Annotated in this window: 27 protein-coding genes; 20 read left to right on the forward strand and 7 right to left on the reverse strand. The window is 70.7% G+C overall.

The genetic code is table 11. The features are described from left to right. Window positions 1–116: 116 nt before the first annotated feature. The 5 genes from UK12_RS12140 to UK12_RS12160 all read left to right on the forward strand — a co-directional run bounded on the left by UK12_RS12140 (window position 117) and on the right by UK12_RS12160 (window position 4,843). Complete coding sequence (locus tag UK12_RS12140) at window positions 117–824, forward strand: endonuclease V (RefSeq protein ID WP_197084780.1); 708 nt, start codon at window positions 117–119, stop codon at window positions 822–824. A gap of 327 nt (window positions 825–1,151) precedes the next feature. After that, window positions 1,152–1,586 (forward strand): hypothetical protein, encoded by a 435-nt coding sequence (locus UK12_RS12145; RefSeq protein ID WP_156178677.1) that lies wholly within the window; start codon window positions 1,152–1,154, stop codon window positions 1,584–1,586. Window positions 1,587–1,653: 67 nt separating this feature from the next. Then, window positions 1,654–3,024 (forward strand): WXG100 family type VII secretion target, encoded by a 1,371-nt coding sequence (locus UK12_RS37815; protein WP_082119540.1) that lies wholly within the window; start codon window positions 1,654–1,656, stop codon window positions 3,022–3,024. Between the two features lie 89 nt (window positions 3,025–3,113). Then, window positions 3,114–4,514, forward strand: a complete 1,401-nt coding sequence (locus UK12_RS37285; protein ID WP_156178678.1) for a S8 family serine peptidase — start codon at window positions 3,114–3,116, stop codon at window positions 4,512–4,514. A gap of 107 nt (window positions 4,515–4,621) precedes the next feature. Then, the gene (locus tag UK12_RS12160; protein WP_156178679.1) at window positions 4,622–4,843 is read left to right on the forward strand and encodes a hypothetical protein; all 222 of its coding nucleotides are present in this window, start codon (window positions 4,622–4,624) and stop codon (window positions 4,841–4,843) included. 25 nt (window positions 4,844–4,868) lie between these two features. Here the strand turns inward: UK12_RS12160 and UK12_RS12165 are convergent, their stop codons facing one another. Continuing rightward, the gene (locus UK12_RS12165) at window positions 4,869–5,342 is read right to left on the reverse strand and encodes a GNAT family N-acetyltransferase (protein WP_045302792.1); all 474 of its coding nucleotides are present in this window, start codon (window positions 5,340–5,342) and stop codon (window positions 4,869–4,871) included. Window positions 5,343–5,497: 155 nt separating this feature from the next. On the opposite strand from UK12_RS12165, the gene UK12_RS12170 reads away from it, so the two are divergent. The 3 genes from UK12_RS12170 (at window position 5,498) to UK12_RS12185 (ending at window position 7,702) form a co-directional block, all read left to right on the forward strand. Next, window positions 5,498–6,274: a DUF402 domain-containing protein gene (locus tag UK12_RS12170; protein ID WP_082119544.1), complete on the forward strand. Its 777-nt coding sequence runs from the start codon at window positions 5,498–5,500 to the stop codon at window positions 6,272–6,274. Between the two features lie 4 nt (window positions 6,275–6,278). Further along, window positions 6,279–6,818 (forward strand): GNAT family N-acetyltransferase, encoded by a 540-nt coding sequence (locus UK12_RS12175; RefSeq protein WP_045302794.1) that lies wholly within the window; start codon window positions 6,279–6,281, stop codon window positions 6,816–6,818. Between the two features lie 350 nt (window positions 6,819–7,168). Continuing rightward, a complete protein-coding gene (locus UK12_RS12185; RefSeq protein ID WP_045302804.1) occupies window positions 7,169–7,702 on the forward strand; it encodes a DinB family protein in 534 nt (177 codons plus the stop codon). A gap of 7 nt (window positions 7,703–7,709) precedes the next feature. Here UK12_RS12185 and UK12_RS12190 read toward each other — a convergent pair whose 3' ends face one another. Together UK12_RS12190 and UK12_RS12195 are read right to left on the reverse strand one after the other, a co-directional pair. Then, a complete protein-coding gene (locus tag UK12_RS12190) occupies window positions 7,710–8,783 on the reverse strand; it encodes a DUF2332 domain-containing protein (protein ID WP_045302806.1) in 1,074 nt (357 codons plus the stop codon). 172 nt (window positions 8,784–8,955) lie between these two features. Beyond that, window positions 8,956–9,462: a hypothetical protein gene (locus tag UK12_RS12195; protein WP_045302808.1), complete on the reverse strand. Its 507-nt coding sequence runs from the start codon at window positions 9,460–9,462 to the stop codon at window positions 8,956–8,958. Window positions 9,463–9,712: 250 nt separating this feature from the next. Here UK12_RS12195 and UK12_RS12200 point away from each other — a divergent pair, with 250 nt between their 5' ends. Both UK12_RS12200 and UK12_RS12205 read left to right on the forward strand, forming a co-directional pair. Beyond that, a complete protein-coding gene (locus UK12_RS12200; protein WP_082119541.1) occupies window positions 9,713–10,906 on the forward strand; it encodes a cation diffusion facilitator family transporter in 1,194 nt (397 codons plus the stop codon). Between the two features lie 82 nt (window positions 10,907–10,988). Further along, entirely contained in the window at window positions 10,989–11,840 is an 852-nt protein-coding gene (locus tag UK12_RS12205; RefSeq protein ID WP_197084781.1) for a hypothetical protein, read from the forward strand. On the opposite strand, the gene UK12_RS12210 is transcribed toward UK12_RS12205, so the two are convergent. Further along, a complete protein-coding gene (locus tag UK12_RS12210) occupies window positions 11,809–12,384 on the reverse strand; it encodes a hypothetical protein (protein ID WP_045302810.1) in 576 nt (191 codons plus the stop codon). The genes UK12_RS12205 and UK12_RS12210 overlap by 32 nt on opposite strands. A gap of 316 nt (window positions 12,385–12,700) precedes the next feature. Between UK12_RS12210 and UK12_RS12215 the strand changes: the two genes are divergently transcribed. After that, window positions 12,701–13,729, forward strand: a complete 1,029-nt coding sequence (locus UK12_RS12215; RefSeq protein WP_045302812.1) for a type IV toxin-antitoxin system AbiEi family antitoxin domain-containing protein — start codon at window positions 12,701–12,703, stop codon at window positions 13,727–13,729. A gap of 169 nt (window positions 13,730–13,898) precedes the next feature. Here UK12_RS12215 and UK12_RS12220 read toward each other — a convergent pair whose 3' ends face one another. Both UK12_RS12220 and UK12_RS12225 read right to left on the reverse strand, forming a co-directional pair. Continuing rightward, on the reverse strand, window positions 13,899–14,489 hold the full coding sequence (locus UK12_RS12220) for an isochorismatase family protein (protein WP_045302814.1): 591 nt from the start codon (window positions 14,487–14,489) through the stop codon (window positions 13,899–13,901). A 215-nt stretch (window positions 14,490–14,704) separates the two neighbouring features. Beyond that, on the reverse strand, window positions 14,705–16,024 hold the full coding sequence (locus UK12_RS12225; protein ID WP_045302816.1) for a nicotinate phosphoribosyltransferase: 1,320 nt from the start codon (window positions 16,022–16,024) through the stop codon (window positions 14,705–14,707). A 132-nt stretch (window positions 16,025–16,156) separates the two neighbouring features. Between UK12_RS12225 and clpS the strand changes: the two genes are divergently transcribed. The 9 genes from clpS (at window position 16,157) to UK12_RS12265 (ending at window position 22,370) form a co-directional block, all read left to right on the forward strand. Beyond that, complete coding sequence (gene clpS / locus UK12_RS12230) at window positions 16,157–16,450, forward strand: ATP-dependent Clp protease adapter ClpS (protein ID WP_045302819.1); 294 nt, start codon at window positions 16,157–16,159, stop codon at window positions 16,448–16,450. A gap of 59 nt (window positions 16,451–16,509) precedes the next feature. After that, window positions 16,510–17,085 carry a DUF2017 domain-containing protein gene (locus UK12_RS12235; RefSeq protein ID WP_045302820.1) on the forward strand — a complete coding sequence of 192 codons (576 nt, stop codon included), beginning with the start codon at window positions 16,510–16,512 and terminating at the stop codon, window positions 17,083–17,085. 184 nt (window positions 17,086–17,269) lie between these two features. Further along, a complete protein-coding gene (locus UK12_RS12240; RefSeq protein ID WP_045302822.1) occupies window positions 17,270–18,712 on the forward strand; it encodes an amino acid permease in 1,443 nt (480 codons plus the stop codon). A gap of 205 nt (window positions 18,713–18,917) precedes the next feature. Next, window positions 18,918–19,340 (forward strand): Mov34/MPN/PAD-1 family protein, encoded by a 423-nt coding sequence (locus tag UK12_RS12245; protein WP_045302824.1) that lies wholly within the window; start codon window positions 18,918–18,920, stop codon window positions 19,338–19,340. A gap of 159 nt (window positions 19,341–19,499) precedes the next feature. Continuing rightward, window positions 19,500–19,616: a putative leader peptide gene (locus UK12_RS44745; RefSeq protein WP_331386646.1), complete on the forward strand. Its 117-nt coding sequence runs from the start codon at window positions 19,500–19,502 to the stop codon at window positions 19,614–19,616. Window positions 19,617–19,707: 91 nt separating this feature from the next. Then, the gene (locus tag UK12_RS12250) at window positions 19,708–19,989 is read left to right on the forward strand and encodes a MoaD/ThiS family protein (protein ID WP_045302827.1); all 282 of its coding nucleotides are present in this window, start codon (window positions 19,708–19,710) and stop codon (window positions 19,987–19,989) included. A gap of 41 nt (window positions 19,990–20,030) precedes the next feature. Next, the gene (locus UK12_RS12255; RefSeq protein ID WP_045302829.1) at window positions 20,031–20,999 is read left to right on the forward strand and encodes a PLP-dependent cysteine synthase family protein; all 969 of its coding nucleotides are present in this window, start codon (window positions 20,031–20,033) and stop codon (window positions 20,997–20,999) included. A 227-nt stretch (window positions 21,000–21,226) separates the two neighbouring features. Further along, a complete protein-coding gene (locus UK12_RS12260; protein ID WP_045302831.1) occupies window positions 21,227–21,421 on the forward strand; it encodes a MarR family transcriptional regulator in 195 nt (64 codons plus the stop codon). 202 nt (window positions 21,422–21,623) lie between these two features. Further along, window positions 21,624–22,370 (forward strand): MBL fold metallo-hydrolase, encoded by a 747-nt coding sequence (locus tag UK12_RS12265; protein ID WP_045302833.1) that lies wholly within the window; start codon window positions 21,624–21,626, stop codon window positions 22,368–22,370. A 287-nt stretch (window positions 22,371–22,657) separates the two neighbouring features. Here the strand turns inward: UK12_RS12265 and UK12_RS12270 are convergent, their stop codons facing one another. After that, on the reverse strand, window positions 22,658–23,857 hold the full coding sequence (locus UK12_RS12270; protein WP_045302878.1) for a PTS transporter subunit EIIC: 1,200 nt from the start codon (window positions 23,855–23,857) through the stop codon (window positions 22,658–22,660). Window positions 23,858–23,908 lie beyond the last annotated feature (51 nt).

Below are 23,908 nucleotides of genomic sequence, written 5' to 3' on the forward strand. Positions count from 1 at the left end.
CGATTGATCGACTACTTTGAGTGGGCAAGTCCGGGGCTGTGGTGGGGTGAGGGTGCTTCGGTACGGTGGGGGTCTGGTTGTGTCTGTCGTGTCTGCTGTGTCGGGGGAGCCGAGCCGTGCCCAACAGTGTTGATCCGCCTGCCGGGTGGCCCGGTACCGAGGCCGAGGCGCTTGCCGAGCAGGAACGCCTGCGGGGGCTGGTCGACGTCGGGCCGTGCGGGCCCGAGCTCGCCGGCATCTCGCTGGTGGCCGGCGTCGACGTCGCGTACGACGACGAGCGGGACGTGGTGGCCGCTGCCGCCGTCCTGCTCGACCGCACCAGCCTGGAGGCGGTGGAGCAGTCGACGGCGGTCGGGCGGATCAGCTTCCCGTACCTGCCGGGGCTGCTGGCCTTCCGCGAACTTCCCACCGTGCTGGCGGCCTTGGCGGGCCTCGGGCAGACCCCCGACCTGGTCGTCTGTGACGGGTACGGTCAGGCCCATCCGCGCCGCCTGGGCCTCGCCAGCCACCTCGGGGTGCTGAGCGGCCTGCGCACCATCGGCGTCGCCAAGACCCCGTTCACCTTCACCTACGAGCAGCCCGGGCCCGAACGCGGCGCCTGGGCGCCGCTGCACGACGCCGGGAATGGCGAGGAGGTGGGCCGGGCTCTCCGTACCCGACCCGGGGTGAAGCCGGTCTTCGTCTCGGTGGGCCACCGCATCGGCCTGGCCGAAGCCGTCGGTCTGACCCTGGAGTTGGCCCCGGCCTACCGCCTGCCGGAAACCACCCGGAAGGCTGACTCGCTGTGCCGGCAGGCGCTTGCCGCCGCCGTGGAGCGCTGTTGACGGACTCGCCGACGATTCGTTGGTGGCATTCCGTCAGCCCTGCTGGGGTATGGGGTGGACAGCGCCCCGGCTGCTGGGGCCGGACGGGCGACGAAGCTCTCAGCTCTCGGGTGCCCGGTGGCGTTCTGACGGTCTCTGGCATGTGTTAGACATGAGGGTCGGCGTCGGGTCATGGCGCGTGACGGACTGTCCGGCCGGTGCCGGTGATGGTGGTCCTGGCGGGCTACGGGAGTTGCTGAAGTTGCAGAAGGTGTACGGGGGAGGTACGGGGTCGTGAGCACGGGGAGCGGTTCGAGCGGGGGCGCCGGGGCCGGCTACCGCGTAGAGGTGGACAGCCTGCGGGCCTTCGCCTCGCAGGTCCGGGGACTGCTGGGCGAGTTCCAGACGAGCGCGGACGGTAACCGGACGCATGGGCAGAGCGGGGTGGGCACTGGGGCGTTCGGGGACTTCGCCGAGGCCCAGGCGCTGCACAGCAGGTACGAGGACATGCGCAATGGCCTGCGCGATGTGCTCAATGCCATTCAGGACGCGATCGACGAGGCTCAGCGGAAGGCCGACCTTACCGCCAACAATTACGAGGAGCAGGAGCAGGAGACCTCCCGCAGCCTCAGGGTGAACGGGGATGGCTGGTCAGTCGGCAGTACTTCGGCGCCTGTCAGCCAGGCCGGGTACAACTCCCGTACAGCTGCTTCGTCCTCGGGTGGTTCGGTGGGCTCCTCCAAGGCTTCTTCGGGCAGCGGCGATCCGCAACCGACGTGGTAGGCGGGGGCGTCGTTGAGGACGGCGTGCGTGGCGGAACGATGGCGATCAGGACGGGAGGCGTCCGGGTATGAGTGACGCGAACACGAATTTCAGTGGATACAGTCACGGCGACCTGCGGCGCATGGTCCAGTCCATGGACTCCGGTGGGGTCATGGCCGCCAGTGATCCCTGGCGCAAGGCTGCCACCACGCTCAAGCAGATCCGGGCAGCCCTCAATACCGCTGCGGGTGATGCCACCGGCTCCTGGGAGGGCGCCACCAGCAACGCCTTCTACAGCAAGATGACCACGCTGGCCAACAGCGTCAACAACGTTGCCGCCTACGCCAACGACGCCGCGATCACGCTTCAGGGGATCTCCGAGGCCATCGACCAGGCCAAGCGCGATATGCCTGAGGAGCCCGATCTCCTGGACAAGGTCGGCGATTCCATCGGCGATGCTGCCAAGTCAATGGTGGGTGAGAAGACTACGCCCATCGCCGATGAGCGGAAGGCGCAGGCTGTTGCGGTCATGGACATGCTGGCGCTCAAGTATCGTGCAAGCACTGCTGGCCTGCAGGTACCGAAAGCTTCCTCAATTGAAGAGGTGGAAAAGCTTCCTCCGCCCGGGGATTCGAGTGGTGCTGAGGCGATCAGCGGCCTGATTGTCGGCGCCGGTCTGGGTCTTGCAAGTGCGGGTGGCGACACCGAGACTTCGCACGCGAGTAGCCGACCGTCGGCCTCCTGGTCCGGTCAAACCGCACAGCCTCCAAAGCCGGTTGTCGTTGCACCCACCGATCCTGGGGTCTGGGGAGGTACGGCCACTCCGGCTCCCCGCCCGCAACATCCTGGAAGCGTCGGACCTGGTACCGGGATTGACGGCGGTGTGACTGTCCCCAAAACGGGAGGTGTCGGGAGGGGGCCGATCACTGCCGGAGGCGGTACCGGAGGCACTGCTACCGGAGCTCTCCCGGGTACCGGAGGCTGCTCGGGTGTGGTTGGTGGCGGCGGCCTTGCCGGCGGCGCCAAGGGCGGCTCGGCCAGCGGCGGACTTGCATCGGGCCGAGGTGGCCTCGGTTCCGATGGTAGTCGAGGTGCAGTCCGTGGAGGCGGTGCGTTCGGCGCCGGCGGCATGGGCGGTGTCGAAGGCGAAGCGGGCGGTGTCGGGGGCGGAAGCCGTTCGGGCCGGGGGCTGGGGCAGCGTCCTGGTGGTGTAGTGGGTGAGGCCGGATCCGGTGGGGCTGGGCGTCGCTCGTTCACCGAGGGCGGCTCGGGCATCGGTCGGAGCCGTGCGCAGGCTGGGCAGTCCGGCACCGGGGGCGGTGCGCATGGGGGAATGCCCGGTGCCGCCGGGAAGGGCAGCAAGAAGGAGAAGAAGGGCAAGGAGCGTCCCGACTACCTGGTGGAGGACGAGGAAACCTGGATGTCGGGGGAGAAGGCCAACCCGAACGTGGTGGAATGAGTCCCTGCCAGCAGGGCAGTCGGACCTGACCGGCCGTCCCGCAGATCGGTTCTGCGGGACGGCCGCTTCGATGAGTGGGGTGAAGTGGCTTGACGACCAGCCGACCGATGCGCGGTGTGGCCGCGCTTGCAGCAGGAACCCTTCTCTGGGGTCTGAGCGCTGCGCCTGCCAGTGCAGACACAGTTCGGGATGGCCAGTGGGCCCTCGTCAACTACGACGCACAACGGGCAGTCTGGCCAATCAGTCAAGGCGACGGGGTAACGGTCGCGGTGATCGACAGCGGTGTGTTTCCTGACCATCAGGATCTGACTGGACAGGTTCTCCCTGGCGCTGACTTCTCAGGGGAACAAACAGATGGCCGCAAGGATACGCTGGGTCACGGAACTGAGATTGCCAGCTTGATCGCGGGTCACGGGCATGGAGACCAGGCTGGTGTTATCGGCTTGGCGCCTAAGGCCAAAATCCTGCCGATCCGAGTCGCTCTGGATGGGTCAGGATCAGTCGGCACAGGTGGTGAGACCAAGGTGGCAGAGGCGATTAGGTACGCGCTAAGCCGCGGTGCTGGCGTTATCAACATGTCAATTTCATCGGCGGCGCTGATGAATAGCGCTGAAACTCGCGCCGCGATCAATGAGGCGATCAATAAGGATGTAGTTCTTGTTGGCGGGACCGGGAATCAGGGGAATCACGATGCGCCTGTAACCTATCCTGCTGCATTTCCGGGTGTAGTGGCGGTCGGGGCTATCGATCAACGAGGCATGCTCTGGGATAAGTCCAATCGTGGTCCTGAGTTGACGCTTGCTGCTCCTGGAGTGGGTATTTATGGAGCGAGCAACGAGTCAGTTACGAGCTATGGGAACGGAACCGGGACATCCGCGTCCACTGCGTACGTCTCCGCCATCGCCGCGCTCATCCGCTCGAAGTACCCGAATCTGTCGGCCGGCCAGGTGATCAACCGGATGATCAAGTCTGCGGTGGCGCCGCCCGACGGCTCCAAGGTGCCCAACAACAGCTACGGGTACGGGATCGCGTCGCCCTCGAAGGCATTGGCACCCAACCCGGCTGTGGACAATGGGCCGAAGGAGAACCCGCTGCTCGGGCGAGCCGAGTCGCAGGGCGGGGATGACGCGGCGTCGTCGTCCGCAGCTCCTTCTGCCGGGGCGAGCAAGGGTAGCGGGCAGGAGCAGGCCGCTCCCGAGAAGAAGGACAGCGGCAGTGGCTCGATGGCTGTCTACGCGGCCATCGGGGTCGTCGCGTTGCTGGTGATCGGCGGTGTGGTGCTGCTCGTGGTGCGCCGTGGGCGTGGGTCCGGCGGGTCCGGGGGCCCGGGGGGATCTGGCGGACCCGGGGGGTACGTGCCGCCGGGCGGGCAGCCGCCGTACGGGGCCGGTGGGCAGCAGTATCAGCAGGGGCAGTCGCCTGCGGGTGGTGGTCAGCCGCCGCAGTACTACCAGCAGCAGCCGCCGGCCTCGGAGAATCCGTACCGCTGACACGCTCACGGATGGCGGAGCGTCCACGGATGTGAACGGCCCTTCGGATAGGGATGGCTCGTCCATCGCCTATCCGAAGGGCCGACATGTTTTCCACGACGTCGAGATTGAAGAAGTTCGCCACCCGCGCGGTGTGCTCTGCGGTGCTGCTGGCGGCGCCGTTGGTGGCGGCGCAGCCGGCGGCTGCCGAGGGGCCCAAGACGCCGAAGGAGGCTGCGGTCTGCAAAAACCTGATGACCGACTTGTTCGGCGGGTCGCTGGGGTTGGGCCGGGAGAACATCGATGCGCTCTGCGCGGTTCAGGGGAGCGGCGGCGGCAGCGGCAGTTGACGGGAGGCCGGGTGGCGGGCCCCGCTCATTGGGCGGGTGTCCGCCATTCGCTGCGCAGGGCGGCCGTGCAGAGCACGTCGTAGCGGCGGCCCTCCCACATGTGGGCGTCGCGCAGGCGGCCTTCGAGGGTGAAGTCGGCCTTCTGGTAGGCCTTGACGGCGCGTGAGTTGAAGGAGCAGACCTCCAGCTGGACGCGGTCCAGCCGGATTTGCTCGAAGGCGTGGCCGAGGGCGAGCCGGAAGGCGACGGACTCGCTGCCGTGGTCGACGTCGATCAGGGCGAGTTCGCCGAGGTAGCCGCCGGTGGTGCGGTCCTCGATGGCGAGGTCGAGTCGGTGGGGCTGGGTGGCGCGGTCGGCGCACCAGGCGCGGATGGAGTCCAGGGTGAACTCCCGGCGGCTGCCGGCGAGGCGGCGGTTCTCCGGGGCCAGGGTGGCCTGCCAGAAGGGTTCCGCGTGCTGGGAGCCCAGGGGTACCAGGCGTACTCGTTCGCCGATCACGGTGGTTTGTCGTTCAGGGCGTGGTCGTTGATCACTCGCCAGTTCTACTCGCCAGTTCTACTCGCCAGTTCTACTCGGCAGTTGTACTCGGCGGGTCATCGGCGGGCCAACCAGTCTTCCGGCGGTTGTCGGTGGGCCATGGCACCATGCCGGACATGTACTTCGACGCCGGTCGGATCGTGCGGTGGAACTTCTCCTTCGGCGGGCAGTTGCTCGCGGTGGTCCCGGTGCGGGTGGTGGCGCACGGGGCCGATGGTCTGTGGCTGTGGATGGCGGGCGGGTCCCCGGTGTGGGAGGCGCAGTTGCCCGAGGGTCGGCACATCCGGGACATCGATCCGGCGGAGTGGCCGGCCGGTGGCTATCGGCTGGTGCCGGGGCGGTGGTACGAGGGCGGTTCGCTGATCTTCGAGCCGAGCGGGGCCGGGTACGCGGTGTGGTGGCACTTCGCTCCGGAGCCCGGGTCCGCCTTCAAGGGCTGGTACGTGAACCTGGAGCGCCGTACCCGCCGGGGCGACGACATCGACGTCGCCGACCTCGAGCTGGACCTCACCGTCGCGGCGGACGGCAGCTGGCAGTGGAAGGACGAGGAGTCCTTCGCGGCGAAGACCGGCCACCCCGCGTACTGGACGGTGGAGCAGGCCGCCGAGGTGCGGGCGGAGGGGGAGAGGGTGGCACGGTTGGCCGAGGTACGCCGGTTCCCGTTCGACGGTAGCCGGTGCGGGTACCGGCCGCCGGCGGAGTGGGGCAGGCCGCCCCTGCCTCCCGCGCCGTCCGTGCTCGCTCGGCCCGCAGTTCGGCCCGCAGCCCGGTCCGGGGAGGTGCCCGCGCAGAGCGGTGGCCCGGAGCCGGCGACGGGTGGGGAGGGGCGCGGCGGATCGTACGGCGGAGAAGGCCCGGCGGGGGAAAAGGAGTTGTCGGCCTCCGGAGAATGAGGCCATGGACATCTCTGCCCCGCTCAGCTGGACCGTTACCGCCACGGAGGTCGGCCACCCGGACGCCCTGCTGCTGCGGCGTGCGTACTCGGAGGAGTTGATCAGGCGCTACCACGACCGCCCGGCCACCGAGTCCGAGATCGTCGAGGTGACGGGGGACGGCGTCGACGTCGTCGAGCCGAGCGGGGTGTTCCTGGTGGCGCGGGACGGCGCGATGCCGGTCGGCTGTGTGGGGGTGCGCTGGCTCGGCGACGGGGTGGGGGAGTTGACCCGGGTGTTCGTCCGGGCGGAGGCCCGGCGCGGTGGTGCCGGGGCCCGGCTGGTCGGTGCGGCGGAGGAGGTGGCGCGGGCCAGGGGTGTCTCGCGGATGCTGCTCAACACCCGGAAGGACCTGGTCGAGGCGATCGCCCTGTACCGGCGGCTCGGGTATCGGCCGACCGAGCCGTACGGGGACGATCCCTACGCGGAGGTGTGGATGACCAGGGTGCTGACAGGCGCCGGTCCGGCCGGGGCGACGGCGGTGCCCGACCGGACGGGTGGCTGATCGGCCTGACGGCTGATCGGGCACCGCAGGCGGCGAGGCGGCGACGCGGCAGCCGGTGTCCAGGCGTGGACGCCGATCCGGGTCCGGTGGCCGGTGGGGCGCTCGATCTGGTCCAGGACCGCGATGGCGCAGTCGGCGTGCGAGATGTGTCCGCCGTTCCCCGGGAGGGCGCGGCCGCCTACCCGCTCCAGTCCGGTGAGCAGGGGCACGGGCAGGCCGCGTGCGGCGGCTGCCCTGCCGCCGGCTGGCGGTGGCAGGATCTTGGCGCCGACTGGCGGTGGCAGGATCTTGGCGCCGACTGGCGGTCCGGCCGCTGGTGGGGCCGAGGGCGGCCGGGCCATCCTGGACGCATGATCACTCCTGATACCAAGGACTGGACCTGGGTCCTCCAACGCCCCTGCGCGGACTGCGGGCTGGACACGCCGTCGGTCGTCCGCGAGGACGTCGCCGCGATGGTGCGCGCCAACGCCGCCGCCTGGGTGGCCCGGCTCACCGAGCTCCCCGAGGAGCGGCTGCGCCGCCGTCCGCGACCGGAGATCTGGTCGGACCTGGAGTACGCCTGCCACGTCCGCGACGTCTTCCGGCTCTTCGACCTCCGGCTCAACCTGATGCTCACCCAGGACGGCCCGCTCTTCGCCAACTGGGACCAGGACGAGACCGCCGTCGCCGAGCGGTACGACTCCCAGGATCCGGCGGTCGTCACGGTGGAGCTGGCGGAGGCGGCGGAGCGGCTGGCCGCGTCCTTCGAGGCGGTCTCCGGCGAGCAGTGGCAGCGCACCGGGGACCGCACCGACGGCGCGCGCTTCACCGTGGAGTCCTTCGCGCGCTACCTGATCCACGACCCGGTGCACCACCTCTACGACGTCACCGGCGTCGCGATCTGACGCCGGATCATGCGGTCGGCAGCCAGGCGGGGAGCCCGTGCGGCATGGCCTCGGCGAGCACCTGTTCCACCGTGAAGTCGGCGCCGGTCCGCACGGTGAGCTGGAACCGGTGCCGGTCGCCGACCCGGCGCGGTTCGAACGCGATATGGGCGAACGGTGCGTCGGCCGTGCTCGCTGAGGCCAGCCGCTGCAACCCGGCCTCCACACCGGCCCATTCCCCGGCTGGGACGTACTGGCGCATGATGGAGTGCCAGACCACCGTCAGTGCGCCCGCAGCGGGTTCGACGCCTGCGAGGAACTCGGCAGCTCCGACCGGATCGACCGGTGCGGGAGTGCCGGTGGCGAGCCGGAGCGCCCCGTTGAGGCGGGCGGTGCGGGCAGGCTGGTCGGCCCAGAGATACGCGCGCAGGGCCAGCGAGCCTTCGGCGGAGACGGGGTCGATCGGGGTGAGGTCGCAGCCCCGCCGCTCGGTGAAGGCGACGGTGGGCTGCGGTCCGGTGAGCCAGGCCGGCGGGGTGTCGCGCCAGGCGTCCGGGAGCAGGACAGGCGAGTCCTCCGGGCCGTACGCGAAACCGGTGGACCGGTAGTGGAACCGGTCCGCCAGGAGGTTGAGGCCGGCGCTCGACCCGAGCTCGAACAGCCTGACGGGGAGCGGGTGTCGGGCGAGGGTGTGGAGCAGGCCGGTGATCAGCAGGTTGGCGCGGCCGACCTCGTTGGTCTGCGGCGGACGAGTCATCCAGTCCCTGACCCGGGGGAGTTCGGCCGCCACAGTGGCGCGGAAGGCGGCCCAGGCCTTGTCGAGCGCTTCCGGGGCGAAGGAGCCGCCGACGCTCGGGTAGTGCACAGCGAGCTCCGGAGCCCGGCCGGTGAGCACGAGCGCGTGGATGCCGCCGAGCAGGCGCAGCGCGATCGCGTCGGGGCCGGGGGCGTCCTCGTACCCGGCGATGGCGTCGGCGCACGGGCCGCCGTCCCGGACGTCCTGGGCGACCCGTCGGAGCAGCGCGGCGTACAGCGGTGAACCCAGGTTCTCGCAGGCGTCGGCCTGTAGTCCGATCATCGCGACGGCGTGTTCGACGGGCATACGAAGGACTCCTGTCTCGTCGTGCTGTGGACAGAGATCATCCTTCGCCCGACGGCCGCCCCTTAGTAGTGGCGGGGCGAGTGATTGCGATCACGGGAGCGGGACGCAGGAGTACGGGCGGACACGAGGGGTGCCGGGTGTCGCGCGGGGACAAGCGGGCGCGAGGGCGGGTTCACCACTCGGCCGGCTCGTGCCGGAGGGCGTGGCGCAGCTGGCTGGCGATGCTCGCGGTGTCGGCGCCCACCACGTCGGCGATCTCGGGGGTGGCCAGGCCGACCACGTAGTGCAGGATGGCGAGGTCCTCGTCCATGGCCGCACTCCGCTGCTCGGGGAGGCGCTGCTGCCCGGGAAGGACGTGGTCGGCGGCGCCGCCCCGGTGGTCGATCTGCTCCGAGACGGTGGTGCGGAGGATCTGCCAGGCCGCAGCGGCCGGGTTGGGGCTGCCCAGGACTTCGGGCCAGACGCCGGCCAGGGCGCGGAAGGCGAGTTCGACGATCTCCGCCGACCGTACCGGTTCGTGGAACCAGACCCGGGCGTAGCTCAGGTAGCGTGGGTGGTGCAGTTCCCGGAATGCGGTGAACTCCAGTGGCATGGCGGAGAGTTCGAGGAAGTCGGCGCGGCCGGCCGGATTGCTGCCCGAACTGCCCAGGCCGGCGGACGGGACATGACGGTCGGTCACATCGGCCTCTCGATCTGGTCGCGGCGGCAAGGGAGCACCCTATGCTCACTCTAGGCCCTTGAGTGGCTGCTTTGAGTGACAAGTCTCATCAGATTCTCGGAATGGACTTGATTGAGCCGCTATTTGACGATCTGTCAGTCGATCTGTCGGCCATAGTGCTCGACCGGTGCAGCTGCGAGGGTGTCGCAGCTGGTCAGGGCAGGTACAACGGTAGTGGCTGCAAGGGAGTTGGTGTGCCACCGTAGTCCTCATGGAGGCATACGCGGAGCACCACCACGGCCCTGGCACCGGCCGCAGCCACACCCGCCGACCCGCCGATCCGCACACCGGCGGGCATGCCCACGAGCACGGTCACGATCACACCCACGAGCACGGCAGTCACGGCAACGATCACCCCCACGAGCACCAGCACGGCAGCCACAGTCACGAGCACGGCAGTCACGGTCACGAGCACGGCAGTCACGGCCACGGCCCCGGGCGGGAGCGCTCGTGGCGGGGTCTGGCCCACCGGCTCTCGCACCTGGTCACGCCGCACTCGCACGAGGCCGCCGATCGGATCGACGGCGCCCTGGAGGCCTCCGCCCGGGGCCTGCGCGCGCTCTGGATCTCGCTGGTCGTCCTGGGGCTGACGGCCGCCGTACAGGCGGTGATCGTCATGCTCTCCGGCTCGGTCGCCCTGCTCGGCGACACCGTGCACAACTTCGCCGACGCCCTCACCGCGGTGCCGATCGGGCTGGCCTTCCTGCTGGGCCGCCGGGCCGCCAACCGCCGCTACACCTACGGCTACGGCCGGGCGGAGGACCTCGCCGGGGTGGCCGTGGTGCTCGCCGTGCTGGCCTCCTCGGTGCTGGCGGCGGCGACCGCCGTGGACCGGCTGCTCCACCCGCAGCCGGTCACCCACCTGTGGGCGGTCGCCGGGGCGGCGCTGGTCGGCTGCCTGGGCAACGAGTGGGTGGCCCGCTACCGGATCCGCACCGGGCGGGCGATCGGCTCGGCCGCCTTGGTCGCGGACGGTGTGCACGCCCGTACGGACGGGCTGACCTCGCTGGCCGTACTGCTCGGCGCGGCGGGCAGCGCGCTCGGCTGGAGCCTGGCCGACCCGATCGTCGGCCTGCTGATCACCGGTGCGATGCTGCTGGTGCTGCGCACCTCGGTGCGCGAGATCGGCCGGCGGCTGATGGACGCGGTCGATCCCGCGTTGGTGGAGGCGGCGGAGCGGGAACTCCGTACGGTCGCGGGCGTACAGGGGGTCGGGGCGCTGCGGATGCGCTGGATCGGCCACTCGCTGCGGGCGGAGGCCGAGGTGGTGGTGGACGGCGGGCTGACGGTGGTCGCCGGGCACCAGGTGGCGGAGGCGGCCGAGCGGGCGCTGATCAGGGCGGTGCCCCGGCTGCTGGCGGCCACCGTGCACATCGACCATCCTCCTCTCGGGGTTGGGCCCTGACGGTGGGTCATGGTTGTCTCGGGGTCGGGACGGGGGCGTCACCGATGGCTGCGGGGGTGCGCCGGACGGCAGGCTGATGGCCATGGAGAACAGCAGCACCCCCACCCCCACCCCCACCGCTCCCGCCGTTTCCCGCGGCTCCCTGGGCCGCCGTATCGGGACGACCCTCGCCGGGACCGCCGCCGCAGCGGCGCTGGTGGCCGCGTACGCACCGGGCTTCGCCCATGCCGAGACGGCAGCACCCGCGGCCCCGGCGCTCGCAACCCCGGCACCTGCCGCCCCGACCGCAGCCCCCCAGGGTTCCCTCATCGACCCCGAGCACACCGACTACAGCGACTGCCCCGAGCTCCCCGCCGGCGTCGACCCGGCCCGCTGGCGCTGTGAGGTGTCGGCCGCCGCACCGGAGCTGACGATGGGCGGCGTCAAGCAGCTGAAGCTCGCACCGATCACCATGACGCACGCCGAGGGCCCGCTCGCGGACGGCACGATGGCTCAGGTCTGGGGCGCCATGCACACCGCGCCGACCGCCGTGCCGGGCGGTCTGACCGGTACCGGGGCGGGCGACCGCTCCCCGCTGCTGGGCATGACCGTCGAGCCCCGGTACGGCGGCCGTTCGGACTTCTACACCGGGCAGATCAGCCTGGGATTCCGGCTCGCCGGCCCGCTGCTGCCCGAGGGGTGCGGCATCGCCGCGGACGCCCCGGTGGACTTCCGGTTGAAGCGCTCGGGCAAGTCGGTCTGGCTCTCCCAGAACCCGCCGCTGATCAAGTTCGCCGCGTACGCCGACGAGTTCGCCGTCCCTGCTGCCAAGGACTGCGGCCCGCTGTCCGGTCTGCTGAACCGTCGCCTCGGCCTGCCCTCGGCGAGCGGCAACCTGATGACCTACGACGCCGAGTACACCTTCAAGACGTACGACCAGCTGCCGACCCGTTGACCTGCGCGTCCGCTCTTCCGGCGGGTTCCGCTGCCTGGCGTGCCCGCAGGGCCGCCGCCGCTGCCGCCGACGAGGCCGCAGCCGCGGCGGCCGGAGCGGCGGCGCTGCGGTGCTCGCGCTCGGCGCGTCCCCGGTCGCCGCGGCCCCGTTCGGTGCGGCTCCGCTGGGCCGGGGTGCGCTGGGCCGGTTCGGCCCGGCACTGGTCGGGGATCCGCGGCCCGCTGTCTCTGCCGCGGGCCAGGCCCTCGATCGCCTCGCGCGCCGCGAGGTAGGCCTGTACGGCCGCGATGCCGTACACGGGCTGGATCAGCTGGTGCCCCTTGAAGAAGGGCCGGGCGGGGGCGAAGCCCGCCGCCACCACCAGGTCGCGGATCTCGGCTATCTCCTCCTCGGTGCGCGCGGTGAAGCGGACCTCCCAGCCCTTCTTGTACGTGCGGCCCTCCTCGCCGTTGCGGCGGGCCAGGTCTGGCTGGCGGACGTAACCGGGCAGACGGCCGAGACGAAGTTGGGCGGCACGCAGGCCGGTGGACTCATCGCGTGGCATGAGGTGATGGTAGGCAATTCCGAAGGTCGGTCGTGACCTCGGGGTGGTGCTTCACCGTATGTCATTCGTCACTGTCGGTCAGACCCCGCAGCTCAGAACGGTGGATCGGCCGGGCGTCGGCGAACGTTGCAGATGGCGGAAAACCGGATGGCACATGCCAACTCCGGTCGAAACCGGCAAGGGGGCGAACGTCCGTTACGCCGAATGAGTGAGGGTATGGGGACTTTAGTGCAGGGCAGTCCCGATTTCGCGACGGTTGAGTAACAGTGCGTCAGGTCGTGAATGCGGCAGCCGAGCTGGTGGGGAAGGTGTCGGCATGAGCTACCAGACTCCCCCCTCGCACCCCTCACTCGAAGAACTGGCGCGCCGTCAGCAGAACGTCATCACGGCCAGTCAGCTGCGCGCCCGGGGCGTGCCGACCAGGTTGGTCAGCGAGCACTGCCGGCGCGGCGGCCCGTGGCAGCGGGTGCTGCCCCGGGTGTACCTGCTGCAGGACGGCGATCCCACGCCCGAGCAGCGGATGTGGGCGGCACTGCTGTACGCGGCGCAGAACGGCCGCGAGGAGGGGCGCCGCGAAGGGGCGGTGATCACCGGCGCGGCGGCGCTGGCGCTGTACGGATTCGCCTCGGCGCCCCGGCTGCCCGCGGTCACCGAAGTGAACGTCCTGGTGCCCAGGCAGCGTCGGCTGCGGGACGTCGGCGAGGTCCGGATCCGGCGCACCGAACGGGAGTTGGAGGCGCGCTCGGTGCACGGCCTGGCCTGCGCCCCGGTGTCGCGAGCGGTCGCGGACACGGTGCGGGAGTGGATCGACGAGGGGGTCTTCGACAGCGGCGAGCTCCGGCCCGAGCTGTTGCGTGCGGTCCTGCGGGAGGCCGTCTCGGGCGGCGAATCCCGCTGCACGCTGCGGGAGTTGGTCGCCGAGCTGCGGGAGGCCGGGCTGCTGGCGGAGCCCCGGGTCAGGGCGGCGCTGGACGAACTCCTCGCGGCGGAGCGGGAGTCGGTGCTGGACCGGATCGGCGAACTGGTGGACGAGTGGCTGCTGCCGGTCCCGCTGACCGGGCCGGAGCTGCGGATGCGCGGCGGCACCTATGTCGCGGTGCCCGACCTGTACTGGCCGGCGGTGGGCGTCGCGGTCGAGCTGGACTCGGAGCTGCGGTGCGTCAGCGAGGGCGAGGCGGCCTGGGTCAGGGGCGGCCAGCACCGGATGGAGTACCTCGGGGTGCGGGTGGTGTACGTCTCGGGGGAGCGGGTCGCCGGGGAGCCCGATGCGGTGGGGAGCGAGCTGCGGGAGGCGTTCGTGGCGGGTGGGGCGGATGTGGTCGAACTGGTCGTCACCGAACGCTGAGCGGCCGTTCGGCAGGCGGCCCGGCGTGCGCCTGCCCCAAGCCGTGTGCCCCCGCACCTCGCACCCCCGAGCCTCGCGCCCCCGAGGCGGTGCCGGACCGGCGCTGCCACCAAGGCGGTGGGTCGCCCGTGAAGGCGGTGGGTCGCCCATGCGGCTCCCCGCCCCCTGATCAGCCCCCGACGATCGGGGTTCCGGTCAACTCGACTCCCGACAGGCGGAGTTCGGTGAGTGCAGCCTCGGTGGTGGCGGCGAAGACCCCGGCGGTGAGGTCCAGCAGGACCCGGGTGGCGAACCCCTCCCGGGCGGCGTCCAGGGCGGTGGCCCGGACACAGTGGTCGGTGGCGATGCCCACCACGTCCACCTCGGTGACGTCCCGCCCGCGCAGCCAGCCGGCGAGCGTCTCGCCGTTCTCGTTGACGCCCTCGAAGCCGCTGTACGCGCCCGAGTAGGAGCCCTTGTCGAAGACCGCCTCGATCGCGCCCGAGGTGACCGAGGGGGCGAAGTTGGGGTGGAAGCCGACGCCCTCGGTACCCGCGACGCAGTGCGGGGGCCAGGTGTTGACGTAGTCGGGCTCGGTGGAGAAGTGCGGACCCGGGTCGATGTGGCAGTCCCGGGTGGCGACGATGTGTGCGTACCCGGGGGAGGACTCGGCGATCAGGTCGGTGATCGCGGCGGCCACCTCGGCGCCGCCGGCGACGGCGAGGCTGCCGCCCTCGCAGAAGTCGTTCTGCACATCGACGACGATCAGTACCCGGTGCATGGGGTGCTTCCTTGGGTGGATGAGGCGTACGGCTGCTCGGAGCAGTGGCTCGGTGGTGTGGCCACTCTAGGGAGTGACGCGCGTAGGCGGAAGCCTGCTGGCGCTCCTCGGTCCCGCGGTCGGGCGTGCTTCTCGGCTTCCCGTCCGGCGGTCTCCCGCCCGGCGGGCCCCGTTCGACGCCCGGGCGGTGGCCCGGCCGAGACGGTGCGTGGTGTTCAGGCGCTGCCGATGAGCAACTCGGTGGCCAGCACCGGCTCGCCCTTGGACAGCTGGGTGGCCGACAGCGGCAGGGCGGCCCGCGCGCGGTGGTGACGTTCCCTGGCCGCGGTGAGCGGCTCGCGGCCGACCGCCTCGCCGCCCTGGATCAGCGGGACGTGCAGCAGGTGCGGCGCCAGCTCCTCGGGCACCGGGCCGGTGCCGACCACCTCGGCCTCGGCCACACCGTCCGCGTCGGGGCGGCGGGCGGCCCACTTGAGTCCGCCGACGCTGGTCTTGCCGCCGGCGGAGCGCTTGGCGACCGGGACCAGCGGGCCGCCCGGCGTGGTGGCACGGGCGACCAGCTTGAAGACCATCGCGCAGGTCGGCTGCCCGCTGCCGGTGACCAGGCTGGTGCCGACGCCGTAGCCGTCGACGGGCGCGGCGGCGAGCGCGGCGATGGCGTACTCGTCCAGGTCGGACGTGACGATGATCCGGGTCTTCTCGGCGCCCAGCTCGTCCAGCTGACGGCGGACCCGGTGGGCGAGCAGGGTGAGGTCGCCGGAGTCGATCCGGACGGCGCCCAGGCCGGGTCCGGCCACCTCGACGGCGGTGCGCACGGCCTCGGCCAGGTCGTAGGTGTCGACCAGCAGGGTGGTGCCGCGGCCCATCGAGTCGATCTGGGCGGTGAAGGCGTCCCGCTCGCTGTCGTGCAGCAGGGTGAAGGCGTGCGCGGCGGTTCCGGCGGTGGGGATGCCGTAGGTGTAGCCGGCCTCCAGGTCGGAGGTGGCGCTGAAACCGGCGATGTAGGCCGCCCGGGCGGCGGCCACGGCGGCGCCCTCGTGGGCCCGGCGGGCGCCCATCTCGATGCAGGGGCGGGCCCCGGCGGCGCTGGTCATCCGGGAGGCGGCGGCCGCGATCGCCGAGTCGTGGTTGAGGATCGACAGGATGACGGTCTCCAGGATCACCGCCTCGGCGAAGCTGCCCTCGACGGTGAGGATCGGCGAGCCGGGGAAGTAGACCTCGCCCTCGGGGTAGCCGTGCACGTCTCCGGTGAACCGGTAGTCCGCGAGGAACCGCAGGGTGTCGTCCCCGACCACGTCCTGGTCGGCGAGCCAGTCCAGCTGCGCGGCGGTGAAGCGGAAGTTCTCGATCGCGTCCAGCAGCCGTCCGGTGCCGGCCACCACGCCGTAGCGGCGGCCGTTGGGCAGTCGCCGGGTGAACACCTCGAAGACCGAGCGGCGGTGTGCGGCCCCGCTGCGCAGGGCGGCCTGCAGCATGGTCAGCTCGTAACGGTCGGTGAGCAGCGCTGTGGAGCGGTGCGCGGTGATGGCGTCCATGGCGATGATGCTACTACCACTTAGCGTCAGAGTGACGATTTCTGTCGGACGGAGTGAACCCGGATTCGCCCGGACCTCCCCCGGATGGAAGCATGAGAGGCGGAAACCGTGCCCTGATGAGGAGTGTCTGCCGTGAGTGTCGCGCCCGTGGAGATCGAGCGCCCGGAGGTCGAAGGCATTCCGGCACTGGAGCCGGACACCCCGTGGGTGACCATCGTCCACAACGACCCGGTCAACCTGATGAGCTACGTCCAGTACGTCTTCCAGGCCTACTTCGGCTTCCCGAAGGACAAGGCCAGGAAGCTGATGATGGAGGTGCACACCAAGGGCCGGGCGGTGGTCTCCAGCGGTACGCGCGAGGAGATGGAGCGGGACGTGCAGGCGATGCACGGCTACGGGCTGTGGGCCACGCTCCAGCACGACTGACCGCCGTGCTCGACCTGCTAGACCTGTGACACACGACGAAGACGGGCTGACTGAGACTCATGGCTGGGTTGTTCGAGAGTGCCGGTGGCGGCAGCGCGGCGATCGTGCTGGACGAGCTGGAGGCATCCATCCTGCGCTCGCTGGAGGTGCAGATGCTGGAGCTGATCGGCCCCGGTCCGGGCGGGGAGAGTGACGACCCGCTGGCGGCGCTGTTCGCCGAGGGGCCGACCGAGGCGCCCGCCGATCCGGCGCTGGCCCGGCTCTTCCCGGACGCGTACGGGGAGCCGGGGGCGAGTGCCGATTCGGAGACCCGGGCGATGGCGGGCGAGTTCCGCCGCTACACCGAGCTGGACCTGCGGGCCCGCAAGCGGGACGACGCGCTGAACGTGATCAAGGCGCTGGACGGACTCGGCGGCGAGGGCGGCGTGGTGAAGGTCCCGGCGGCCGAGTGCCGGAACTGGCTGGGCGCGCTGAACGACCTGCGGCTCACCCTGGGCGCCCGGCTGGAGGTCGACGAGGACGACGACGAGACGTTCTACCGGCTGCCCGACGGCGATCCGCGCAAGCCGCTGGTGATGGCCTACCTCTGGCTCGGCGGGATGCAGGAGTCGCTGATCGCCGCGATGGCCGACTGAGACCGACCGACCGTTAACGACCGGTAACCCCCTGTCCACCTTTTGGACAGGGGGTTATCTCATTTCCGGTGAATCGCCGCAAAACCGGACATGCCATGCTCAAATAACGCTCAGATGGGCGCCGATATCCGGACGCACCGTGGTAGGACTTCTCCTCTTCCCCCACGACCCAAGGACGTTTGCCATGGCCGAACAGGCGTATGACGAAGTCGTCGACACCGAGCCGGACGAGGAGGGCTACGAGCGCGGGCTGGGCAGCCGCCAGATCCAGATGATCGCCATCGGTGGCGCCATCGGTACCGGCCTCTTCCTCGGCGCGGGCACCGCCATCTCCAAGGCCGGCCCCAGCCTGATCCTCAGCTACGCGGTGGCCGGCCTGGTGATCTTCGCGATCATGCGAGCCCTCGGCGAGCTGCTCACCTACCGCCCGGTCTCCGGCAGCTTCGCCGAGTACGCCCGGGAGTTCATCGGGCCGTTCGCCGGGTACGTCACCGGCTGGACGTACTGGCTGTTCTGGGTGGTCACCGGCATGGCCGAGACCACCGCCGCCGCCGTCTACATCAAGTACTGGGAGCCCGCCATCCCGCAGTGGGTCAGCGCGCTGGGCTTCCTGGTGATCCTCTACGCGGCCAACCTGATCTCGGTGAAGGTGTTCGGGGAGATCGAGTTCTGGTTCTCGATGATCAAGGTGACGGCGATCATCGGCATCATCCTGATCGGCATCGGGGTGCTCACCCTGGGCTTCAGCAAGGCTGGTGACACGGCGTCGGTCGGCTACCTGTGGAACGCGGGCGGCTTCTTCCCCAAGGGCATCGGCGCGACCGTGATGACCCTGCAGATCGTCATGTTCGCCTACCTCGGCGTGGAGCTGGTCGGCGTCACCGCGGGCGAGAGCGAGAACCCCGCCAAGACCCTGCCGCGAGCCATCAACACGCTGCCCTGGCGCATCGCGCTGTTCTACATCGGTGCGCTGGTCATCATCCTGTCGCTGGTCCCGTGGACCGAGTTCAAGCCCGGCGTCAGCCCGTTCGTGGCCGCCTTCGGCAAGATCGGGATCCCGGCGGCGGCCGGGATCATCAACTTCGTGGTGCTCACCGCCGCACTCTCCTCCTGCAACTCCGGTATGTACTCCACCGGCCGGATGCTGCGCGACCTCGCCCTGCGCGGCCAGGCGCCCGGGAGGATGACCGCACTCAACTCCCGGAAGACCCCGGCGCCCGCGATCACCGTCTCCTGTGCGCTGATGGGCCTCGGCGTGGTGCTCAACTACTTCGCCCCGGCCAAGGCCTTCGAGTACATCACCTCGGTGGCCACCGTCTGCGGCATCTGGACCTGGGCGATGATCCTGATCTGCCAGATCCGCTACCACGCCTCCTGGAAGAATGGCCACCTGCCGCCGCCCACCTTCAAGGCGCCCGGCGGCGTGGTGGCGAGCTGGGCGGCCCTGGCCTTCCTGGCCCTGGTCATCGTCCTGATCGGCTTCGACCCGGACAACCGGATCTCGCTCTACGTCTTCCCGGTCTGGGCGGCGCTGCTGGTGATCGGCTACCTGGTGCTCAAGCGCACCCGTCCGGAGGCCGTGCACGGCCGGGCGCACGACCACCTGCACGTCAAGTCCGACAGCTGAGACCGACCGTCACATGGGGGGTGGGTGAAGGAGCGTGGTGAGGACCGAGTCTGGGCGGTGCCGACGAAGGAGTAGCAGCGGAGCTGCGGCGACTGAGGAGAAGCCGTCCAGGCGACAGCCATCGGCACGCGACGCCGCCCCCCATGCGCCGGTCGGTCTGGGACGGCGGAAACGGTGCTCGCGGGGACCTGGCTATCCTGACCGCATGCTGACCATCACCCGAGAGCTGCACGACGCGATCGTGGCCCACGCCCGCGCCGACCACCCGGACGAGGCCTGCGGCGTGGTCGCCGGACCGGCCGGCAGCGGCCGTCCCGAGCGCTTCGTCCCGATGCTCAACGCGGCCCGCTCGCCCACGTTCTACGAGTTCGACTCCGGTGACCTGCTGAAGCTCTACCGCGAGATGGACGACCGGGACGAGGAGCCGGTGGTGGTGTACCACTCGCACACCGCCACCGAGGCGTACCCCTCGCGCACCGACGTCAGCTACGCCTCCGAGCCGAACGCGCACTACGTCCTGGTCTCCACGGCCGACGGCAACGGCGAGGGCGACCCGTTCCAGTTCCGCTCGTTCCGGATCGTGGACGGTGTGATCACAGAGGAAGACGTCCAGGTCGTCGACGCCTAGCGGCCCAGCTCAGCGCGGACCCCGAGGGCTCGCCGCACCACCCGAGAGGGGTGCGGCGGGCCCTTCGCGCTCCGACTCTGTCTCAAGGGGAGGAATGGAAACATCCGAATCGCAAGACGGAGATGTCGGAGCGGGGGCGGGAATCTATACGATGAGCCCATGCGTTCCGTCGATGTGAGCACCCAGGCCCCGGGCATCCGCCTCGTGGCGCGCCTGCACGTCGACCTGTGCCGGCTAGCCAGTTCGATCTGTCCCGCCACCGCCGACGCCAGCTGAGCTCGGCACCGACCGCCGCCCCGCCCCCGGGGCCACCCCTCCCTGCCGCGAGCCCTGCGGCACCCGAACTTGACTCTTCAGGAGCGCAGCCATGGCCATCGAGGTCCGCATCCCGACCATCCTCCGTACCTACACCGACGGCGACAAGGCCGTCGAGGGCGCCGGCAGCAACCTCGGGGAGCTCTTCGCCGACCTCGACACCCGCCACCCGGGCATCGCCGGCCGCCTGCTGGAGGAGACCGGCGAGCTGCGCCGCTTCGTCAACGTCTACCTGAACGACGAGGACGTCCGCTTCCTGGCCGGTGTCGCCACCGAGCTCGCCGACGGCGACAGCGTCACCATCCTCCCGGCCGTGGCCGGCGGAGCGCGCTGACCGTCCCCTTCCCCGTCCGACTCGCAACCGCCGGAGGCCCCGTGCGCTACGACAGTCCGCTCGAAGCCGTCGGCAACACGCCGCTGGTCCGCCTGCCCAGGATCTCCGCCGCCGTCCCGGGCAACACCGAGGGCCTGGTCAACCTCTGGGCCAAGCTGGAGGACCGCAATCCGACCGGCTCGATCAAGGACCGTCCGGCCCTGCACATGATCGAGCGGGCGGAGGCGGCCGGCCGGCTCACCCCCGGCTGCACCATCCTGGAGCCCACCAGCGGGAACACCGGTATCTCGCTGGCCATGGCGGCCAAGCTCAAGGGCTACCGGATGGTCTGCGTGATGCCGGAGAACACCAGCGAGGAACGGCGCGAGCTGCTCCGGATGTGGGGCGCCGAGATCATCCCCTCGCCCGCTGCGGGAGGCTCCAACACCGCCGTGCGGATGGCCAAGGAGATCGCGGCGGAACACCCGGACTGGGTGATGCTCTACCAGTACGGCAACCCGGACAACGCCGGTGCGCACTACGCCACCACCGGCCCCGAGATCCTGGCCGACCTGCCGAGCGTGACCCACTTCGTGGCCGGGCTCGGTACCACCGGCACCCTGATGGGCGTCGGCCGCTTCCTGCGCGAGAAGGTCCCCGGCATCAAGATCGTCGCCGCCGAACCGCGCTACGACGACCTGGTGTACGGGCTGCGCAACCTCGACGAGGGCTTCGTCCCCGAGCTGTACGACGCCGAGGTGCTCTCCACCCGGTTCAGCGTCGGGTCGGCGGACGCGGTCCGCCGCACCCGTGAACTCCTCCAGCAGGAGGGCATCTTCGCCGGGGTCTCCACCGGCGCGATCCTGCACGCGGCGATCGGCGTCGCCCGCAAGGCGGCCCAGGCCGGCGAGCGGGCGGACGTGGTCTTCGTGGTCGCCGACGGCGGCTGGAAGTACCTGTCCACCGGCATCTACACCGCCGCCTCCACCGAGGAGGCCGTCGAGGCGCTCCAGGGCCAGCTCTGGGCCTGACGGTTCGTCAACAGCATTGACGGAAGGCGTGGTACCGCTCCGGTGCCGCGCCTTCCGCGCGTTCTCCCGGGGCTGTGACATTCGGGAATTTGTCCGTTCCGGGCTGTGGGCCGGTCACGGTACGACGACGGGGGCCGTCGTGTGCCCGGACGTGCGGGCGGCCCGAAGAGGCTGGGCCGCACAACCCCGGGGGCGGCCTCGGGAGAGCTCGACCCAAGGTGGTCCAGATGAGCCCGCGCAGCAACGAACTCTGGTCCTACGCGGAGATCGCCCGGCACATCAACGTCCAGCCCGACAGCGTGCGCAACCTCCGCAGGCACGGCCTGCTCCCCGAGCCGGACCTCACCGACGTGGGCGGCCATCCCCGCTGGTATCCGGACACCATCAGAGCCTGGGCCCGCAATCGGCCAGGTCACCGCTGAGCCGCCCCGGTCGAAGGTCGGTACGGTCGCCGGCCGGCGGCCGGTGCGGGCCCGGCCCGTTCTGGTGATTCCAGCCACAGCACGGCACGGGGACGGGGACAGAGTGCCTCCGCGCCCTTACTCTCGACAGGCGAACACACTGCTACCGGCAGGTAGTGGCAGCAGGTGCGGACCATGACCCAGTGGGGCGGAGGGGCTCGGCATGAAACTGACCGTGGTGGGGTGCTCGGGGAGCTTCCCGTCCGCCGACTCGCCCTGCTCCAGTTACCTGGTCGAGGCCGATGGCTACCGCGCCGTCCTCGACCTGGGCAACGGCGCCCTCGGCGCTCTGCAGAACTACTGCGGGCTGTACGAGGTCGACGCGGTCCTGCTCAGCCATCTGCACGCGGACCACTGCATCGACCTCTGCGCCTACTGGGTCGCGCGCAACTACCGGGCGGAGGGCTGCCCCGAGGCCATCCCGGTCTACGGTCCGCACGGCACCGCCGAGCGGCTGGCCCGCGCGTACGACATGCCCGAGGAGCCGGGGATGAAGGAGGTCTTCGACTTCCACACCCTCAACTCGGGCACCTTCCGGCTGGGTCCGCTGCAGGTCACCGCCGTGCCCGTGAACCACCCCGTCGAGGCGTACGCCTTCCGGATCGAGCACGACGGCCGCAGCCTGGTCTACTCCGGGGACACCGGCGAGAGCGCCGAACTGGTCGAACTCGCCCGGGGCGCCGACCTCTTCCTCTGCGAGGCCGCCTTCACCCACGGCAAGGAGGAGATCGAGGCCGTCCACCTGAACGGCCGCCAGGCCGGCGAGCACGCCGAGGCCGCCGGGGTCGGGCGCCTGGTGCTCACCCACATCCCGCCGTGGACGGACGCCGAGAGCAACCGGCTGGACGCCGCCAAGGAGTACCGCGGCCCGATCGAACTCGCCCGCGCGGGCGCCACGTACGAGGTCTAGCGCAGCCGTTTTCCCGGAGCCCTAGGGGGCTTCGGGGGGTTCTGCGACTCGGGCGCCAACTCTCCGGCGGATTAGCCGGGTTCCCCGCCGTCGAGGGGGCGGATGTCGCGTCGCGAGCGGCCCGCATGGTGGCGGTCCGGCTGAGGTCCGGCGGTGCGCAGAGCCGTTTCCAGGCCGGCGTGCACGCCTCCCGCCTCGGCCGGCTGTAACGCCGGGACGGCCGGACAGACGGACGGACCCCGCCCTGCCGGGCAGGGCGGGGTCCGTGGCCGTGGCCGGGAGAGGCGTCAGGCCTTGGTGATGTCCTCGAGCTCCTCCTCGGGCTCGCGGCCCGGGGTGGGGAGGTTGAACTTGGTGATCGCGAAGCGGAAGAGCACGTAGTAGAGCGCCGCGAAGACCAGGCCGATCGGAATGATCAGCCACGGCTCGGTCGCCTTGCTGAACGACAGGACGTAGTCGATCAGACCACCGGAGAAGGTGAACCCGTCGTGGACGCCCAGGGCCCAGGTGATGCCCATCGAGAGGGCGGTCAGCACGGCGTGGATCGCGTACAGGACCGGGGCGATGAACATGAAGGAGAACTCGATCGGCTCGGTGACACCGGTGACGAAGGAGGTCAGCGCGAGCGAGATCATCATGCCCAGCACGGCCGGACGGCGCTCGGGGCGGGCACAGTGCGCGATGGCGATGGCGGCGGCCGGGAGCGCGAACATCATGATCGGGTAGAAGCCCGACATGAACTGTCCGGCGGTGTGGTCGCCGGCGAAGAAGCGGGTCAGGTCGCCGTGGACGACGCTGCCGTCCGCCTTGGTGTAGTCACCGGCCTGGAACCAGGCGTAGGAGTTCACGAACTGGTGCATGCCGACCGGGAGCAGACCGCGGTTGATCAGGCCGAACGCACCGGCGCCGAACGCACCGGCCCCGATCAGGGTGTTGTTCAGGCTGCCGATGGCGTCGCCGACCGGGCCCCAGCAGAGGGCGAAGAGCACACCGACGGCGGTGCCGACGAAGGCCATGATGATCGGGACGAGCCGGCGGCCGTTGAAGAAGCCGAGCCAGTCGACCAGCTTGGTGCGGTGGTACTTCTGCCAGAGGACCGCGCTGAGCAGGCCGATGACGATACCGCCGAGCACGCCCGGGTTCTGGTACGTCGCGGCGACGCACTTGCCGTTGTCGACGTGGCCGTCGGTGATCGGGAACGCGGTCAGCACGTTCTTGTAGGTCAGGAAGCCGACCAGGGCGGCGAGCGCCGTGGAGCCGTCGGCCTTCTTGGCGAAGCCGATCGCGATACCGACCGCGAAGAGCAGCGGCAGGTTGTCGAAGACGGCACCGCCGGCGGCCGAGAAGACCGCGGCGACCTTGTCCCAGCCGAGACCGTCCTTGCCGAAGACGTCATCCTGGCCCAGCCGAAGCAGCAGACCGGCCGCGGGCAGGACCGCGATCGGGAGCTGGAGGCTGCGGCCGATCTTCTGCAGGCCCTGCAGCAGGTTCTGGCCGAACTGCTTGGCGGGGGAAGGGGCCGGTGCCGCAGCGGGCGT

The organism is Saccharothrix sp. ST-888, from assembly GCF_000955975.1.
Lineage (GTDB): Bacteria > Actinomycetota > Actinomycetes > Streptomycetales > Streptomycetaceae > Kitasatospora.